Source organism: Streptomyces sp. CNZ301 (genome assembly GCF_004217425.1).
In genome coordinates, this window is sequence record NZ_SHLG01000001.1 from 3833108 (window position 1) to 3851556 (window position 18449).

At 66.8% G+C, this 18449-nt stretch carries 11 protein-coding genes; 1 reads left to right on the forward strand and 10 read right to left on the reverse strand.

The genetic code is table 11. The annotated features are described in order from the left end of the window. Nucleotides 1-27: 27 nt before the first annotated feature. From EV375_RS16555 to EV375_RS16590, 8 genes are all read right to left on the reverse strand, one after another. Entirely contained in the window at nt 28-1458 is a 1431-nt protein-coding gene (locus tag EV375_RS16555) for a LuxR family transcriptional regulator (RefSeq protein ID WP_165434747.1), read from the reverse strand. A gap of 775 nt (nt 1459-2233) precedes the next feature. Continuing rightward, a complete protein-coding gene (locus EV375_RS16560; protein WP_130300111.1) occupies nt 2234-3787 on the reverse strand; it encodes a long-chain-fatty-acid--CoA ligase in 1554 nt (517 codons plus the stop codon). Between the two features lie 21 nt (nt 3788-3808). Further along, complete coding sequence (locus EV375_RS16565) at nt 3809-5521, reverse strand: aldehyde dehydrogenase family protein (protein WP_130300112.1); 1713 nt, start codon at nt 5519-5521, stop codon at nt 3809-3811. Then, entirely contained in the window at nt 5518-7068 is a 1551-nt protein-coding gene (locus tag EV375_RS16570; protein WP_130300113.1) for a GMC family oxidoreductase N-terminal domain-containing protein, read from the reverse strand. The genes EV375_RS16565 and EV375_RS16570 overlap by 4 nt, the downstream gene beginning before the upstream one ends. A gap of 209 nt (nt 7069-7277) precedes the next feature. After that, a complete protein-coding gene (locus tag EV375_RS16575) occupies nt 7278-8606 on the reverse strand; it encodes an MFS transporter (RefSeq protein ID WP_130300114.1) in 1329 nt (442 codons plus the stop codon). Between the two features lie 78 nt (nt 8607-8684). Continuing rightward, on the reverse strand, nt 8685-9971 hold the full coding sequence (locus EV375_RS16580) for a dTDP-4-dehydrorhamnose 3,5-epimerase family protein (protein ID WP_130300115.1): 1287 nt from the start codon (nt 9969-9971) through the stop codon (nt 8685-8687). 109 nt (nt 9972-10080) lie between these two features. Beyond that, nucleotides 10081-10425 (reverse strand): hypothetical protein, encoded by a 345-nt coding sequence (locus EV375_RS16585; RefSeq protein WP_130300116.1) that lies wholly within the window; start codon nt 10423-10425, stop codon nt 10081-10083. A gap of 190 nt (nt 10426-10615) precedes the next feature. Next, on the reverse strand, nt 10616-11125 hold the full coding sequence (locus tag EV375_RS16590; RefSeq protein WP_207228141.1) for a tetratricopeptide repeat protein: 510 nt from the start codon (nt 11123-11125) through the stop codon (nt 10616-10618). A 640-nt stretch (nt 11126-11765) separates the two neighbouring features. Here EV375_RS16590 and EV375_RS16595 point away from each other — a divergent pair. Beyond that, the gene (locus tag EV375_RS16595; RefSeq protein ID WP_130300117.1) at nt 11766-13268 is read left to right on the forward strand and encodes a hypothetical protein; all 1503 of its coding nucleotides are present in this window, start codon (nt 11766-11768) and stop codon (nt 13266-13268) included. 274 nt (nt 13269-13542) lie between these two features. Here EV375_RS16595 and EV375_RS16600 read toward each other — a convergent pair whose 3' ends face one another. Together EV375_RS16600 and EV375_RS16605 are read right to left on the reverse strand one after the other, a co-directional pair. Beyond that, nucleotides 13543-14559 carry a hypothetical protein gene (locus tag EV375_RS16600; protein WP_130300118.1) on the reverse strand — a complete coding sequence of 339 codons (1017 nt, stop codon included), beginning with the start codon at nt 14557-14559 and terminating at the stop codon, nt 13543-13545. Between the two features lie 327 nt (nt 14560-14886). Continuing rightward, entirely contained in the window at nt 14887-18345 is a 3459-nt protein-coding gene (locus EV375_RS16605) for a type ISP restriction/modification enzyme (RefSeq protein ID WP_165434748.1), read from the reverse strand. Nucleotides 18346-18449: the final 104 nt, after the last annotated feature.

Sequence of the window (18449 nt, forward strand, 5' to 3'; positions counted from 1 at the left end):
ACGGCACAGGACAGGACAGGAGCAGCCTCAGAGTTCGGGAGACCGGTCCGCCCGGGCCAGGAGCGGTCCGAGTTTGACGCGGGTCGAGATCGACAGTTTCTGGAAGACGTTCCGGAGGTGGAAGTTCACCGTGTGCGAGGAGAGGCCGAGCTGCTTGGCGACCTGCTGATTCGTCATGCCACGGCCCACCAGCCGGGCGACCTCCCGCTCCCGGGTGCTCAAGGACGCAAGCACCCCGGGATCGGGCGACGACGGGGAGTCGTCCGCCTCCTCGTCGACCGCTGATTCGCCGGAGTCGGACGGCCGTCGCGCGGTGGGTTCCGGAAGATCGGGCAAGGGGGTCCGTAACGACGACGGAGGGGCCAGGGACGTCGGCGACAGGGCGGGAAGATAGGGAGAGGCGATGTCCGCGGCGTGGCCCCCGGTGAGGTCCATGGCCGACGAAAGGTCGTGCTTCCCGCTCTTCCACGCGGCACGAGCGCTGTCCGCCGCCATGCCCAGCAGGGCGAAGCCGCGGTTGTTCTCCGCCAGCTGCTCGATCGCCCGGAGGCAGCGCTGCGCCAGCTCGCTGTCGCCGGCGTTCCGGGCGACGGCAACCAGCCAGGCCGGCCGCGAGGGATCTTCGATGAAGCAGCCCGACCCCGAGTTGAGGAGGTGCCACTTCTCCCGCATCTGTGCGGCTGCCGCTTGCGGCCCTTCGCACGCCAGTGCCAGCGCGATCTCCACGAAGGAGGCCCGTGCGAACGAGTCGGGCAGCGCGTAGTAGCCGGTCCTGGCATGGAATGCGGACAGCAGCTCAGCCGCGCGATCGTACTCGCCTCGCCCCATCTGCGCCGTCGCCGCGACCGAGAGGGCGAGCCTGACGCCGATGGCCGACGCGGTCTCCTCGCTCACCCGCATTGCCGTCTCGGCGGACTCCATCGCTTGCTCGAACCGTCCCGCCTGCAGATGCAGCACAGAGCGCTGTGCCTCTGGCAGGGAACCGGCCACGAGGAGTCCAGTGCTCTCGATCAGCTCCTCCAGATCCCGGATGACCCGGTTCGCCTGGAGACGGACGTGGATGTCACTGAGCTTCTTCGCAAGCAGAAGATCCGAGTAGACCCGCCATATCGGGGCCACTCCGGTGGAGTTCTCCACGGCGGACCGGCCCAGCCACAGCCCTCGCATGAGCCGTCCGGAGTGCCAGTGCTCGTCCGACTCCACGCACATCGAGACCACCTTGAGGGCATCGGGGCCCTCGGGGGAATCCTCGCCCGGGTCGTTCACCCAACGCTCGGAAGGCACTTCGACCATGGACGCGACGAAAAGCCGGAACGCGATCACATCGCGGTAGGCCGACTCCGACCTGTCCAGCCCTTCCAGCGCCTCGTCGACCCGCGAGAGCGCGGCATATACGTTGCCCCGGACGAAGCAAAGCCTTGCGCCGTCGAGTGTCCGGAGAATATCCGGAGGCAGCATCGCTGAGTGATAGGAACTTATTAAGTAAAGGATGTCACTCACCGACGAGGGTGATGAGGCGTCCTGCCCCCTTTCCGCTCTCACCGTGCTCTTGCAGTTTTGTGCGCTTCCCATCTGTTCGCCCCCCGTTCAAATTGGCAAAATCGGGACGGTAAGTCGTCACGCGCCGCAAGGCACGTCTGCACCGCGAATCCGAATCGCCCTGGCGCCCACAGTGCTGAATGAGAAACGGGCCGTCGGACGCAAAGAACAACTCGGCAGCCGGCAGGTCGATGTCTCCCGCTCAGGCCTTCTCGGCCTCGCTCGAGGCCGATCGGCCCCGGCACGTCGGGAGAGTCCATGCTGCCCGCCACGGCAGGCCGGGATATTGGCGCGAAATAGCCTTACCCGGCCGCACTGTACTTACGCACGAAGCCCCCTCCTCTTCCGTCACCACCCTGGTCAGGGGCGGAAGATGCGATGTCGGACGATACGGGTGCGGAACATTCTGGTCTGATCGCTCCTCGTTGCTCACATCGCGGTCACGATCCTAATACTTCCGGGATTCGTCGGCCACTCCTATCCGCAAGTCACCCTTTCCACATCCGGAACATGGCTGATTGCTGCACGATTTGAGCTTTCGGGTTGCTCTCTGGCGGCCCGCGGGCCGCCCTGGGTGGGCATGTGGGCCGGCACTGCTGCCGCGCTGATCAGCCCGGCCGGGAGAAGCGGTGAGCGCGAGGAAGGCGACGGGGAGAGGGAAGGCGCGGCACCGACCCGGATGGGCCGGCACCCCCTAGCGACCGTCGAGTTCCCGTTTCAGGATCTTCCCGGTGGCGGTCATCGGGAGCCGGTCCCGGAACTCGACGAGGCGCGGATACTTGTATGCGGCCATGTTCCGCCTGCACCAGGTGATCAGCTCGTCCTCGGTCACCTTCGCACCGGGCTCAGGGACGACGTACGCCTTCACCTCTTCTCCGTGCCGGTCGTGCGCAACGCCGGCCACCGCGACCAGGCTGACATCGGGATGGGTCAGGAGCACTTCCTCCAACTCCCGCGGATAGACGTTGAATCCGCCGCGAATGATCAAATCCTTGATCCGGTCGACGACGTACAGATACCCGTCGGTGTCCCGCTTGCCCACGTCACCGGTGCGCAGCCAACCCTGGGCATCGATCGCCTCGGCCGTCGCCTCCGGCCGGCCCAGGTACCCCTTCATCACGTTATGGCCGCGAACGCAGATCTCACCCGGCTCCCCCGGGTCGCACTCCGTACCGTCCGGGCGGCGGACCCGCACCTCGACGCCCCACACCGGCAGACCGATCGAGCCGGGCCGACGGGGCCGGTCCAGCCGGCTGAAGGTCGCGATCGGGCTCGTCTCCGACAGGCCGTACCCCTCCAGAATCGGGACGTCGAAACGCTCCTCGAATCCGTTGCGCATCTCGGCCGGCAGGGGGGCGCCACCGCACACCGCCAGTCGCAGGGTGCGAGCGATCGCCGCCAAGTCGTACTTGTCCGCTTCCTCAAAAGTGAGGAGCGACCAGTACATCGTCGGTACCCCGGCAAAGAACGTGACGTGCTCCCGCTCAAGCGCCTCCAGAGCCGCGCCCGGCTCGAAACGCGGCAGCAGCACCATCGTCGCCCCGCTCGCGAACCCCGCGTTCAACTGCACGGTCTGACCGAAGGAGTGAAACAGCGGGAGCACCAGCAGATGGACGTCCTGCGCCTCCATCGCGAACAGCCGGGTCGCCACGAGGGCGTTCTGCACCATGTTGCTGTGGGTCAGTTCGGCGCCCTTGGGCCGGCCCGTTGTCCCACTGGTGTAGAGGACGACCGCGGTGTCGCTCTCGCCGGTGGGCACGGTCTCGAAGGCGGCCGGCAGGTCGCGGATGAACTCCGTGTAGGTGCTCGCACCGTCGAAGGGCGCGGCGGCCGCCGGATCGCTGGTGACGACCACGAAGTGCCGGCAACCGGGGACAGCGGCGAAGGCGGCATGGCCTGCCTTCGCCGTCGGCAGCTCCGCGGTGTCCTCGAAGCAGAAGTAGGCCTTCGCGGCCGAGTCCTCCAAGTGGTAAATGATCTCGCGTTCGGTGAGCAGAACGTTCAACGGGACGACGGCTGCCCCGGCCTTGAGAACCCCGAAGTAGAGGACGGGGAACAACGGATGGTTGGGGCAGCTCAGGGCGACCCGGTCACCGGGACCGATTCCGCGTGCCGCGAGTCCCGCCGCGACGAGGCGGGCGGCAGCGTCGACCTGCGCGTACGACATGCGGGTGTCGCCCAGGACCACAGCGTCCCGCTCCGGGTGTTCCCGGGCGGCCTGCTCCAGTACAACGGCCAGGTTGAGCATGGTGCTTCTCCCATCTGGGCGTCAGCCCCGCAGCGCGGAGCTGAAGAGGCCCGGCAGCGCCGACCAGCGGGGCGCCGCGGCGAATTCCGTGAGCCGGCGTCCCGTCGTGGCGCTGGTCCGGTTGGTGACGAACCACGGCGGCTTGGGGGACAGCGAGAGCTCCCCGTGCAGGAGGGAACGGGGAGCGGGCCGGAAGGGGCCGCGTACGACGGTGCGTTCCGGTTCGGGGAGGAGGAGCGCGTTGTGCACGACACCGATGCCGCTCTGCACGTCGTCCAGGGTGTGCCCAGGGAAGGCGCCCCAGGAGGCGCTCGCGGTCAGGTAACCCAGGCCTGCCCAGGCGTTCACCGCGACCGTGCCGTACCGCAGTGCGGCGATTGCGTCGTCCAGCACGGGTCGGAGGGCGCTCAGCGTGCGCGGATGCGCGATCAGGTTGGCTGCCAGCGTGCCGGCGAACCGCTCGTTGGCGGTGCCTACAGCGGCGTCAAGGAACCCCCGGCCGGTGCCCGGCAGTTCCAGGACGCCGAGTACGGGAGCGAAGTACTCGGTGCTGAGCACCGGGCCGGGGTCGCGGGCGTTGATGCCCTCGATGAGCACGCAGGCGTCGAGGTTCCGGGCCTGCGGATAGTCCTCGCGGGCCGCGCGCAGCCGCTCCTGGCTTCCCGGATAGTAGGCGGGGCGCCGGGGGGCCTTGAGCAGCGCGGCACGCAGGTGTGCAAGAAAGCGGTCCTTCTGCGGCCAGTCGGCGGCGACCACCACGACCTGCCCCGCCACGCAGTTGGATCCGGCATTGTGCAGCCGCTGGGTGGCCACGTGCTCCGCCTGGAAACGCAGATCCGCCTCCGACCAGGGGCCGGGCAGCACGATGACCGGGGAGACGCCGCCCAGTTCACTGGTGACGGGCTTGGTGATCAGCGGCGTCCCGGCCCGCTTGCGCGCCCTCCCCTCGGCGCCGCTGCCGAAGACGACCGCGTCGTGGGTCGCGGCGCTGCCGGTCATGTGCACGTGCCCCACCGAGGCATGGTGGACGAGCCGTGAGCCGACATCGGCGCCGCCGGTCAGCACGCGCACCGCCCCGACGTCCGCCAGGGGGGCCAGAACGGCGCGATAGACGTCGAGGAGTCCGTCGGTGACGGGGTTGAGCTTGAGGGCGACCACACGGTTGTGGGCGTACAGCTCGTAGAGGACGTCCAGCACCGGGATCGAGGTGATGTTCCCGGCGCCGAGTACCACGCCGATGCCCGCCGTGCGCGAGGGCTGTCGCAGAGCCAGGCCGGCCTCCTCGTGCACGGCCTCGGCGGTGACGCCCGGCCGCATCCACACATCGGCGCTGAAGCCGCTCAGCAGCAACCGGTCGTAGAGACCGTGCGGCAGGACCCGTACAGCGACCCGTCCGCCCGGCGCCTCGTTCACCGGACAGCCCCTCACCGGGCTGCGCCCCTCTTCCAGCGCGCGCACGCTCGCAGCCAGCGCGGCGGTGGCGGTCAGCACCGGGTAGGGCCCCGAAGTCCACTCCTCCCCGAGCAGCGCACTGTCGTGCGGCAGTTGCTTGTACGCCGCAGCCGCGCGCACCCAGGCCGGAGCCTGCGCGGCGGCCGCTGCGTGCACCCGTTCCAGCAGCTCCCGGCGCCTGGTCAGGTCACAGGCCGCCCAGGCCTCCTCGCCGCGGGCCAGTTCGGCGAGTGCCCGGTCGACCGGGGCCGGCTGCGGCGCGGACCGCGACGGAGCCGTCATCGCGCCCCGCCCGTGATCAGGTCAGCGGCCTTCTCGGCGGCCATGACGGTGGGCGCATTGGTGTTGCCGCGGGGGACGGTGGGAAACACCGACGCGTCGACGACCCGCAGGCCGGACACGCCCAGCACGCGCAGCTCGGGGTCGACCACGGAGCCGATGGCACATGTCGAGGTCGGGTGGAACAGCGTCATACCGGTTCTGCGTGCCCAGTCCAGCACGTCCTGGTCGGCGTCCGAACCGGGAACGTCGAAGTGTCCCGTGACCGCGTCGGCGAGCGGCGGACGCGAGACGATGTCCATGGCGGCCCGGACTCCTTCCACCAGACAGGCGCGATCTTCGGGCGTGGTCAGGTAGTTGTGCTGGATGCGGGGTGCGGCCTCGGGCCGCGGCGAGCGCAGAGTCACCTGGCCGCGACTGGTGGGCGCCAGCACGCACGGCCCCAGTGCGAACCCGTCCTCCGTGACCGGGCCGAGGCCCTCCTGATGGAAGAGGACCGGTGCCATGTGGAACTGCCCGTCCGGGGAGTCGATTTCCTCCCTGGTGCGGTAGAAGCCCCCGGCCTCGCCGACGTTGGACGTCAGCGGCCCGTACCCCTCGCTCTCCAGGAGAGCCGCGTTCTGCGGGCTCGCAGCGGTCAGCAGCGACTCCTCGTCCGTACGGAAGTTGAGCAGCGCCATGTAGTGGTCCTGGAGGCCCTGCCCCACCGGGAGGTCGGTCACGGTCTCGATGCCGAATGCGGCGAGTGCGGCTGCCGGTCCCGCACCGGAGAGCATCAGCAGTTGCGGCGTCGCGTAGGCGCCCGCGGAAAGGATCACTTCCTGCGCGGCGCGGATCACTCCCGCAGGGCCGCCCACCTCGACTCCGGTGGCCCGTCCCTGTTCGATCAGCACCCGGTGGGCCCGGTGGGAGGTGAGCACCGTGAGGTTGGGCCTGTCCAGGACCGGGTGGAGGTAGGCGGCGGCCACGCTGCATCGCATGCCGTCGCGCTGCGTCAACTGATAGTTTCCGACGCCCAGTTGAGAGGCGCCGTTGAAGTCGTCGTTGCGCTTGTGCCCCGCCCGCACGGCGGACTCGACGAAGGCGGCGGCCAGCCGATGACACGAGCGGCCGTCACTCACGCGCAGGGGTCCGCCCGCGCCGTGGTACTCGTCGGCACCGCGCTCGTTGTCCTCCGCCTTCCGGAAGTACGGCAGCACCTCCTCGTAGGACCAGCCGGTGGCCCCGCTCGCCGCCCAGCCGTCGTAGTCGGCCGGGGCTCCGCGCATGTAGATCATCGCGTTCAGGGAGCTGGAGCCGCCCAGCACCTTGCCGCGGGGCAGGTAGAGCCGACGGCCTCCGAGGCCCGGCTCCGGCTCGGTGTCGAGGTCCCAGTCGACCTCGCTCTTGAGCAACTGGCCGAAGGCGGCCGGGACATGTATCTCCCGGGCGGTGTCCGGGCCTCCCGCCTCGATCACCGCCACCCGGACGTCGGGATTCTCGGAGAGCCGTGCCGCCAGCACGCATCCTGCAGAGCCGGCGCCGACGATGACGTAGTCGTAGGTGTGCATGCGAGCTCCTTCGCTCCACTCGGTGGCGCACGGCGGGACGGGGCCACGAGGAGGACGCGTTCCCTGCGCCTCCGCCGTTCCCGGGCCCCGGCCCCCGGCCGTGCCCAGGGGCAGGGGGGCGGCCGGCTCCACCCCCGCCCCGGGGCGGCCGGCACAACGTCAGCCGGTCCAGAACCGATCAGCGCCCGAGGCCGGCACCCGGCCCCGGGTCAGTCCCTCACAGGTGCTTCGAGAACCGCTCCTTCGCGGCCGGCCGGCCCCGGACCGGGGGACGACTCCCTCTCCCTCCCCTCGTCCTGGCCGTCCTTCGCGTCCGTCTGGTCGTCCTTCTCGATCGCGCGGAAGTCGACGTACTTCAGCGTGACCAACGTCAGCAGTACGGGCAGCAGGCCGCCGATGACGAACAGCCAGGTGCTGAGACTCTGCGCTCCACCGATCCCGGCCAGTGCCATCGAGATCGGTACGAGGATGAGCGAGCCGAGCCAGTCGATGCTGATCACCCTGCCTCGTACGTTGTCGGGTACGCGGGTCTGGATGAGTGTGGACCAGTAGACGTTGCCGACGGCGGAGAAGAAACCGTAGACGAGACCGAGCAGGAGCAGGGCCCACACCCCGGGGGCGAACGCCATGCCTGCCAGGGGCAGGGCGCCGATCGTCCACGCGATCAGCATGAACAGGGGATAGCGACGGGGCAGGGGGCGGGAGGCCAGCACCAGCGAACCGATGGTCGCAGCGATCCCGAACGAGGTCAGTACGAGCCCGTAGGCGCGGGGCCCGGCGTGCATGTCGTCGTGGATGATGAAGGGCAGGAGTACTTGGCGGGGACCGGTCTGCAGCAGCAACACCAGCCCCGACCACACGATCAGGACCCACAGCCAACGCTGCGAGGCCAGATAGCCGAGGGCCTTCCGGTACGGGACGTTCTCCGCACTGTCGTTCTCGGCGGTCTGCGCGCGCAGGGGGACGACCATCCACGCGAGGACGGCCGCCAAGGCGAAGCTGGCGGCGTTCAGCACGACGACGAGGAGCGGGCTGAAGACCGCGATCAGCACCCCGCCGAGGGCGGGCCCGCCCATCCTCAGAACCAGATTGCGCAACACCGTGTCCAGGGCGTTCGCCGCGTGCAGGTCCTCCGCGGGGACGAGGTCCGGAGTCATGGCGTCCATGGCGGGCCCGGAGACGGCGGCGGAGGCGCCGAGGACGAATCCGGCGATCACGAGCTGCCACACGTGCAGCTGCCCCACCACGAACGCGGCGGCCAGCAGAGTCAGGACCGCGAAGGCGACCACGTGGGAGAAGGCCACCACGTGCTTGCGCGGATAGCGGTCCGCGAGGGCTCCTCCGACCAGGACGAACATCACGAGGCCGACGGACTCGGCACCGACCACGGCCGCCAACTCATCGGAGTTTCCCCCCAATTCGATGGTGATCCATGGAATGGCGACCAACCACACGCCGTCCCCGAACATGCTGACGAGGCCGGATAAGAACAGATTGCGGAACGGAGCGTGTCTCAGGGGCGCGAGTGACTTGAACATGGCTGGGGAGCGTGTCCTTCATACGAATCCCGGGGCCGGACCGCCTCCTTCGCGGCACGGCCCCGGACGGATAGGGGGTCAGGCAGCGACTTCGCCGGTCTTCTTCTTGCGCAGCGCGATGCGTACGTACTTGCCGTCCGCCCCCTGCACCATCATCACCGCGGGGGTGCCGTGCTGGTTCGGCATCTTCCGGAGCTGCGCCTGGTCCGCGGCCTGCTGTTCGTAGAACTCCTTCGGAGCCGGGACCACGTTGGGCTCCAACTCCGGGACGGGACGCTTCTCCTTGGGCCAGTCGATCACGTCGTTTCCCGGCCGGTATTCGGCTCCGTCAGCCGGCAGCAGCGTGCGCGGGCGATTCACGGTGTACACCTTCTCGATCCCCTCGAAGGCGTGCCCCACCCCCGGGGGGATGAGCAGGTAGCGCTGCGCGTCGGGGGTGAAGGTGTAGGACACCTCGCGGCCGAACGTCGGCGAGGAGGAACGGGTGTCGATGAAGTGGACGGTGACCTTCTGGCTGCGCGGGCCGAGGAATGTCAGCCGGTCCTCCTGGCCCAGGTGAATGCCGTAGGCGTCGTTGCTGTACCCGGTCTCACCGTGGTCGATGAAGTACAGCGGGGACCGGTCCAGCAGCGCGGAGAAACCGGACTCCGGCCCGTTGTGGACCACCGGGTGCGCGACCCATCCCAGGCCGGGGATACCGGCGACTGCTTCCCACTGCGGAGAAGCGTCCCGGTCCAGGCGCTTGCGCAACTCGATCCTGCGCAGGCTCCCGTCGGCCATCTTCACCTCACGGGTGACCGGATACTCGTGTGTGATCTTCGGGATCATGGCCCGCTGCTGCGCGGCCACGAGGTCGTACCACAGCTGGCCTGCCGGGTGCCTGTTCGGCGTGAAGAACGGCAGATCGTCGTCCTTGACGTCGAGAGGCAGGTTGATGATGTCCGCGTCCGGCTGCCACTTCAGATTCCCGTGAACCCATTCCTGCGGATCCGGCAGGAACAGTTCGTAGGTGTTGATGGTGTTGACGAACTCCAGGCCGTCGAAGGTGTGGGCCACTCCCGGAGGGATGTACAGGGCACGCTCGGACGTGGGACTCCAGGTGTGCACTTCCCGGGTTCCGGCAGTGGGGGAACCGGCACGAGTGTCGATGAAGTACCCCGTCACGGTCCCCGACGAAGGGCCCAGGAAAGTGAGCTGGTCAGCCTGTCCCAGGTGGATTCCGTAGTGCCCGTAGGAGAATCTCGTCTCCCCGTGGAAGACGATCGTGGACGGGCGCAGGTGCGGGAACGGCACGACGTAGGAGTCCTGCCCGTTGTCGATCCGCCAGTTCTCCCGCCACGTCAGGCCGTCGATCGCGAAACTCATGCCGATGTTTCCCCTTCTCACGACTGCTGCGGGTAGCTCCGTCACGGTGCGCCGGGCCGAGAGAGGGTTTTCGTGCCTGCTCAGCCCGGCGCACCTCACTGAGATCGGGTCAGCCGAGGATCTCCACGTCGTACCCGGCGGCCTCAGCCGCGGCCCTCAGCTCGTCGATGGATGTGTTCGGCAGCTCATCGAAGATCTCCGCGACCATGAACTGCTTGATGCCGGCCAGCGCGGAAGAGAGACGCTGCGCCTGGTCGGCCTCACCCTGGAACTTGGAGAAGGCGAGGTTGGTCATCAGCGACTGGAGCGCGGTGTCGCCGGAGTCGGCGGCCTCACGCAGCACCTGAAGCTTGTCGTCGGAGACACCGGTCCAGTCGGCGTCATGCTCAGCGCCCTGCGCGTACAGGCCGCTCAGCAGTTCCTTGGCCGGGGTGGTGACAGTCTGTTCCGCCATGGATTCCTCCTGTTGGTGGTGCACTGTCACGGGAGGTCGGATTGATCTTCTTCCCCCCGTTTGCCGTGCCTCCAAATCTAAGCATACGACCGACCGGAAATTATAGTTCTGGGTAGAGTGTGACCTGGGTCACGCTCTCGACAATCGACAGGTGATCCTGTAAAGGTGAGGCGGCTCCGACCGCCAACCTTCAGCCCCTGAAGGGCTGTTGAGCTGCGGCCTCGACGTATGCGGCCAATGACCGCCGATAGCGCGGCAGGTGCCGGGAGAGTGCGCCCAGCGCGACCACCGCGGCATCCCGCTCCCGACCGACATCCATGAGCGCAAGGGAGAGAAACGCTTCCACGGCGTCATCGAGACAGTCGGAGCCGTTCTCCCTTTCCGCAGCGAGCAGTTCGACGCTGGCCTCCGGATCACCGAGGGCGCGCAGAGTGCTGGCCAACTGGATGACGGCCTGGCGACGACGCTCACCCCCCAGCCCTCCCGCAAGGGCCTTCCGATAGAGCGGGACGGCGTGCTCCCCCAGGTCCGTGGCGTCGTAGGCGGAGGCCCGCTCGAAGCAGGCAGCCGGATGCTCCTCCGGGAGCTCATCGGACAATTCCTGCATCTTCGACCGGAAGTCGGCCGGCTCACACTCATCGAACCTGTCCCAAAGCGCAGCGCATCGCTGCTCCCAGTCCCCAGTGGTATTCGTGATCATTGCAGCAGTCTTGCAGAACCCGACATCCCGCCGAGCCCGATGAGCGCGGAACCGATACTCCCCGCCGGGCCGGGCCACTGCGCACTGGGACCGATCTTGATTTTCTGCCGGTGGTTGCGAACGCCCCCGGGGAAAAGGGAGATTCAGTACCCCCTCATGCCGACAGCAAAGATGCCGACAACAGCCAAGAACCGGAGGGTACTTCGAGTTGTCGGAAAGGGGACCTGCCGCAAGGGCGGCACCGGCTCGGACGGCCGGGGTGTCCGTCAACTGCGGATCATCTCGAGGTCCGACGGCGCCTCGAACCAACAGCGAAATGTGCACCCGAAACCAAAGAGGCCCCTCCCGTCGCCGGAAGGGGCCTCTGACCTGTGAGCCGCCTGGGGGAGTCGAACCCCCGACCTACGCATTACGAGGCCTGCAAGATCATGACGGGGTGTGCTGAACTCTGGGGCGGGATGTCGTTTTGGCTGGTCAGCGACGGGCGCTCTGGTGACCGGTGATCCCTGATCCAAGGTGTGCTGTCCCGTCCGCTCACGCATCGCTCACGCACCGAGCACCGCAGATCTCCTGCAAGGAGCTGCTTCGTTCCCCCTCACGAGTGATTGCCGGGCATGGAGTTTCGGTGTGAGCTGACAGCATGTATCGCTGGTCACCGCTGAACGATCGGCAACGTACGCTCCTTGGCCGCCTCGACGCGGGCGAAGAACTCGACGAACAGCCTGCAAGCCAAAGGCGTTCGGCCTACGCCTTGCGCGACAGGGGTCTCTTGGTGATCACTCGCCGACGGGGCAAGCTCCTGACCGAGGTCACCGACGCCGGGAAGTTCTACCTCCAGCACGGTCACCACCCTGACGATCCTGCGCACGCACAGGACAAACCGGCCGCCTCGACCGCCACTGCGTCCAGCACTCCGAACACCGGAAGCAGAGATACACATCCGACGGCAACGAAACGCCGACCACGGGCTGCGAAAAGCGCGCCGAAGAAGCCAACTCCGTACAGCGAGAGGCCCATCCCCCTCGCTCGACGGGCGAAGGCGATCCAGCTGGTCGAGCAACTCACCGCCAAGCGGCAGGTCACCATCTCCGCCCCGACCGAGGAAGAGATCACGGAGTGGCGACGGATCGTCGACTTCGCAAAGAGACACGGTCTCGTCCCCGAAGGCAAGCGCATCGAGAAGCAGCGCCTGTTCAACCGCACCCGTGACTTGCAGATTTCACTGCTGGACGGACCTCACCCCAACACGAACAAGCAGTCGCCGGACGAGGCCCCGGCGGTACCGGTGCCGTCTCAACTGCGCTCGCCGCATCCGGTGGTGGCCGCCCTTCGAGACGACCAGGACCGACTGGTGATGCCGGCGGCAATGCGTCGTCGCGCTCTCCTGCTCCTTCAGGGGTTGGCAGCCGAAGCCGTGCGGCGGGGCCACAGGGTGGAGGAGCACCCAGTCGCCAGCCGTCACCGAAGCCACGCGTACTCCTACAACGGCCAGCACTTCCCGTCCCGTTACTCGCGCCGGGAGGGGGAGATAAGCCTGTCCGTTGGGGACTTCACCTACACCGTCACGATCAAGCGGGAGTACCCGCAGTCCCAGGATGCCGACCGTGCGTCGAAGCTCATGATCGACCTCGGCTACGGCCGGTACGACGGACGACGCCGCCAGTGGGGCGACCGCAAGCGTTGGACGCTGGAGGACACCCTCGGCGCCGTGCTCCGGGAGATCGAGGCTCGCGCTGTAGAGGATGCCCAGCGCAATGTAGATCAGGAACGTGCGCAGGCCGAGCGCAAGGTCCGCTGGCAAGAGGCTATGGACAAGGCGAAAGAGCAAGCCGTCGAGGCGCAGTTGGCCAGCGCACTCACCGAACAAGCGAGGAAATGGCGGGAAGCAGCAGCTCTCCGTGACTACTGCGAAGCGCTGGAACAACGCCTGGCAGCGGCGGACGGAAACGAAGAGGAAGAAACTGCCTCGACCAGAGAATGGTTGACTTGGGCACACGCCTACATCCAGCGACTCGACCCACTGCAGGAGCTACCGGCCAAGCCCACCCCGCGACAGCCGAAGTCCGAGGAGCTGAAGCCATACCTGAAGGGCTGGAGCCCATACGGTCCAGAAGCCAGTAGCTCCGGTTGGGGGTCCTACTAGTGGTGTTTGTCCTCTACAGACGGTGCTGTCGGGCGGATCGGTACCGTCGCGCCGCTCAAGCAGGATGATCCGGTCGGCCAGTCTTGCTGGACTTTCCAAACCTGCGGCGACGCTCCTTTACTTGCCATCGCTGACGTCGGTGTTCGAGGAACGCCTTCCACAGCTCCAGCCGGTGGCGAGACTCCTTCGGGACCGTGAAGCGGAGGACTCCGAAGACGACGGCGACCACCAGCACCGGCACGGACCCAGGGTGGTCGGTTAGGAACTGCATGCGTCAGCCCTCCCCGTCGCACAGGTCGAGCGAGGCGGTGCCCAGCACTACCCGGTAGGCATCACCGTGGCGGATGAATTTCGCCCCTTTGACTCCGACCTCCCGGTGAGTCAGGGCCAGAGCAAGGTCGCGGGGTTCGGGATAGCCGGTCCACCGGAACACCCACGAGTCACCGGCACCCCAAAGCCGACGTACCGCGCCGTGCCGGATCACCTCCGGTTCCCTCCTGCGTTCAGTTTCGCGCCGCTCCAGGGGATCCCAGGACAAACTGGTCGCCCAGCGACCGCGCCGATCCAAGAGGTTGTAGCGGGAGACGAGGCCAGACAGCAGAGTGGTGGCGTCCACCGACATCGATGGGACCGCAGCAAGCGCGCGGCGCTCGGACGCTGTGAGGCTGTGCTCCACCGTGAGATAGGAGTGCAGTGGCACGCGGCTTCGCTTGGTACCGCGCCGGCATCCGTCCGGATCACCGGTGATCGTCAGCAGTGCGCCGGTGGGGAGGTGGCGCAAACAGAGGGAGGGCTCCCCATGGCAGATGTAGCTGACCTCGTGTCGTAGTCCAGGAACGCCACGTGAACCCTCCCCTGCAGTGTCCAGCAGCCGAGTTGCCACGTTCTCGGGGGCACGCTCCGCGACCATCACCAACTGGTCCCGGCGGGGTGACATCACCGGGTCGTACGAGGCGACAACGGCAAAGTTCCACCGCGCCGTCGGACCGGTGTACACATCGCCGTTGAAAAGCGCGAGCGCCAGCAGAGCCCGGAAGGCACGCTGGTCGTCCGAGCAATGGTCCAGGCCCAGCCCATGCGTGTCGTTACTGATCGCTGCTCGAGCTGCGGGTTCGCTCTCCCCGGTGTACTGGAAGCGGAGCGGGATCCGCTCATCGGGATCCATGGTGTGGACGGGCAGCCCGCCCAACTCGCGCGCAGCAACCAACCGTGCCTGCTGGAAGGGGATGACATCCCCGGACTCGCGCTGGATGCGGCGAGCGAGTGTGGCGATGTCCCTGTTGAGCGTCATGTCCGGCTCCCGGTGGGCACGCTTCAGTGCTCCCGCCCACTGCGCCCCAATAGGAGGAACGGCAGCTTTGGATCACGCGCGCCCGACGGCGCTTTGCGCCCTCAACCCTGGGTGGCTGCGGGAGGAACCCAGGTCCGGCGTAACGGCGAGCGTGGTCGCCTGCCCGGATTTTAGCGCCCCTTAGGGCGTAGGGACGAGTTGGAGCCGGAAGCTTCATTTGTTCCGTCACCGACAGCCCGTCGGCGCGCACTCGTGACACGATCAAGAAACTACCGCTTGCATGGTCAACTACCCACAGACTGGAGATCACCTGTGAGGTGACGCCTATCAGGCGGAGCCACGACGCCGTCGAGCGTGAGGGGCGGGTCGCACATGTGAGTGCGCCCTGCGCTGGGCAGCACTTGGGCTGTCGTCCGGGAGGGATAGGGGGTCCACGGGCGCAGGCGGTTGGCCGTCAACCGTCTCCATGCCGGGCAAAAAGCCGGGCTCTACAGCGTGAGCGTGCTTTGCATGCTCAGGGACAGGGAGGATACGTCGTCGCGAGAGTTCAGCGACGTCGATCAGCGGGGCGGCCAAAATGCGGTTGAGTAGCTCCGCCTGCTGCGGTTCCAGCGTGGTGAGCTGGCTGAGCACCGCAAGGACTTCGACGAGTTCCCGGCTCCAGTCGTGCTCCCAGCGCTCGGGGCGTTCACTGTCGAGTTCGCTGGTCACTTTGCCGGCGGTGCGGTTGCTGCGGTAGGCAAGCCAGCTATCGAGGACGTTGCGCCCGCCGGTGGTGTAGTTGCGCATGCGGGGCGTGACACCGGTAAAGATGCCCCCCTCGATTATCAGGTGTTCGTTTTCGCTGTCGTAGCGGATGGTGGAGGGGAGCGCACTCGGCTCGACTTCTCGCGCGTACTTGATCTCGGGATGTAGTCGTCGCCAGGAGTTCGATGTGCCTAGGGGGCGGCCCTCGTCGGGGTTGATGCAGCGGGCGCCGAAGGTGGAGGCCCACAAGATGTGGCGTCCCAAGCTGACGGATTCGTGCCACAGGTCGCGATCAGCAGTCAAAGGGACCCGCACACCAGGGGAGTTGAGGTCCTCGGCGTAGCGCTCTGTGAACGCGGGATGTGCTGTGATGGCGGCAATGTAGGCGAGGAGATCTGCGGGTGGGACGTCCCGGAGGCCGTAGGAGTTCGCGAGATGGTTTTGCAAGCCGGGCGTGACGTTGGGAATCCGGTCAGCATGAAGCAGAGGAAGGACGCGTCCTCCATTGCCATTGAAGTAGTGGACATCGGGGATGAGAGCCGTGAACAGCAGTGCAGGGCCAGTCCGCAAGCGTTGGGTGTGCTGCTCAGTGACGAAGATTTGATCGTCAACGGCCGCATGCCAAAGGTCGGGGCGTGCGCGGTCGATGAGGCGGCCGTCCGGTATGAGCCACTGGCGGTCTAGGGCTCGGCGGGCGATGCGCTCCGGTTGAGGACATGAGCCGTGTTCGTTCCTGATCAGGATTCGAGGGTGGGGGTGGCCCGGGATCTGGGGAGCTTCTTTGTCTAAGGCGCGGCTGTCAGTCTTCTTGAACAGCGCCTGCTTGGTGGCAGGTTCGCGTTCCTGGATGAGCCGGTCCCAGCGTCGTCGCAGGGTGGCTTTCGACGGGCTGATTACCCAGTTCCGGTTTGTTGTAATGCCGGGTTTGTACCAGGGCATGAGGTCGGTGAGTGCAGGAAAGTCATCCCAGCCGCTCTGGGAAGCGGGCGTGAACGGGGCGGCCTCCGCAGGGCGGGAGGTGTGCCAACCAGGTCCACCGATGTGCAGGTCTTGCAATTGCTGTTCCTTGTATTCGCGGGTGCCGTGGACGGCTGCGTAGTGGACCGGAGCTAGCTTGTCGCTGCGCTCGCCTTGTCGGCGGACGAAGATGGCAATGGCTAACTCTTGCTGGACCCCAGGGAAGAAACGGCTGTTGAGCGAAGCTCTCTTGGTTTCGGGGGTAAGATCGATGATCCATCCTTCGGTGCAGGTGTGCCGTAGGTAGGAGCGCATGCCCTGGAAGCCGAAACCGCGGATGAATCCGGCGGTGCTGACGAAGCAGACAATGCCGTGGCGGCGATCGTCGTGCTGGTTGAAGACTTTGTGGGTGGCCCAGCGCCAGAAATAGGTGCATAGGTTCTTCAGTTTGTTCTCGTAGACGCCTGCCGCACCGCGCAGCCGGAAGGCATCTAGGGGCGGGGAGCCGCGGCCTCGTGAGCCTTTCTCGATCCATCCGCCCTGGCCTTCTGCCTGTTCGCGGTGCGGAGGGTTGCCTATGACAACGGTGATGCGTTCGTCGCGCTGGATGGTGCTGGCCGCTTCGGCGTCATCGCGTAGGGGACCCCATAAGGCGCCGTACCGGTCGAATAGTTCGTTGCGCCGCCATGGGTCGGCGAGGGTGTCGGCCAGGTGCAGGCGCATGTCGCGCAGCCGGACGCGGGCATTGAGCTGGCGCAGCATCTGTCCGACGCGCATCTGAGCGACGGCAAAGGCTCCCATCTGTTTTTCGAACCCGATTAGTCGGCCGGCGAGTTCTTGTACGGACTCGGAACGGAAGCCTTCGTTGCCGCCCTCGGTTTGCTTGCGGGCGACGAGGTCGATGATGCCGGTGAGGAACGTGCCGGTGCCCATGGCGGGGTCGATGATGGAAACACCCGGGTCGGCGAAGCCGTCAGGGCAATCCAGCCTGGTGGCCAGCACCTCGTCGACAAGGCGGATCATCTCGGTCATCAGTGGAGCGGGGGTGTAGTAGGTGCCGGAGTCTTTGCGTAGTTCGGCGTCATACTCCTGCAGGAAGTGCTCGTAGAGATGGATGTGGAAGCCCGGCTCCCCGGCCAAGGCCTTCTTCCAGTCAATCGCGTCGATGACACGAGTCAGCATGTCGAGACTGTCGCGGAATTCTCCTTCGACCTGGTCTGTGAGGATCTGCAGGGCACGACCCATGACGGAGTGCTCTGCCCCCAGACGCCGTCCTATCTCGTGCAGGCTCATCCCGGTCAACGCACCCTCGCTGTCAGCGCTGTTGGAGCCAGCGAGTAGGAGAGCGAAGGTAACGGACTGGGCGTAGCGGTCGGCGAAGGCCGCTCGCTTGTCTCGGTCGTCCGTGGTCGGGAAAAGGTCGACCTCGAGCGTGGAAGCCAGGTCCGTGAAGGGGCGTTGGTGGCGTGGAAGGCCGTCTTCGGCGTCTAGGCGGTCGTGGACTGCGTCCCGCAGGAGAGTGCACAAGGGAGCCACCCTGGCAACCACCTCGCGCATCGAGGTCAGTGGATGCGGTTGCCAACCGAAGAATGCGTCCAGCATCGCTTCAAAGGCGGCTTCACTGGCCACTGGCACCCGCAGGCGGGAGCCGGCCGTTCGTAAATCGCCCTCGAGGTGGATCGTGTCACCGTACTGTCGGCCCGAGCGATACATGATCCAGGTTTGGCCGTTGGTGTAGATGAGGTTCGGCAGTTTCGCCATGCCCTCCCACTGGCGGCGATCGCGCTGGTTCAGGCCGCCGGGATGGATCACACTCTTGTCTGGGCTTTTCAGCTCGACGTAGCCGACGATGTTGCGGGGGAACTTCCCGATCCGTACTGCCAGGTCGGGTCGTATCCGGTGAGCGGAGATGGCTACTTCGGCATGTAAGACGGCCTGTAGCCCAAACGCTCCTGCCGCATCAGCGAGAAGGGTCTCCACCGCCCGACGGATGGCAGCCTCCTGCTGCCCGTGCTGCAACGCTTGCTTACAGGTCGCACCAAATTCACTGACGATGCGCCGGAACCTGTCCTTGCGTTGCATTCCGCCCCCAAGGGTCAACGCGCCCCGCATCCACCTAAAACCTACGGTAAGCACAACATCACACTTCGTCGAGAGGACATCACGCCTTCAGCCCGTGGGGCGGA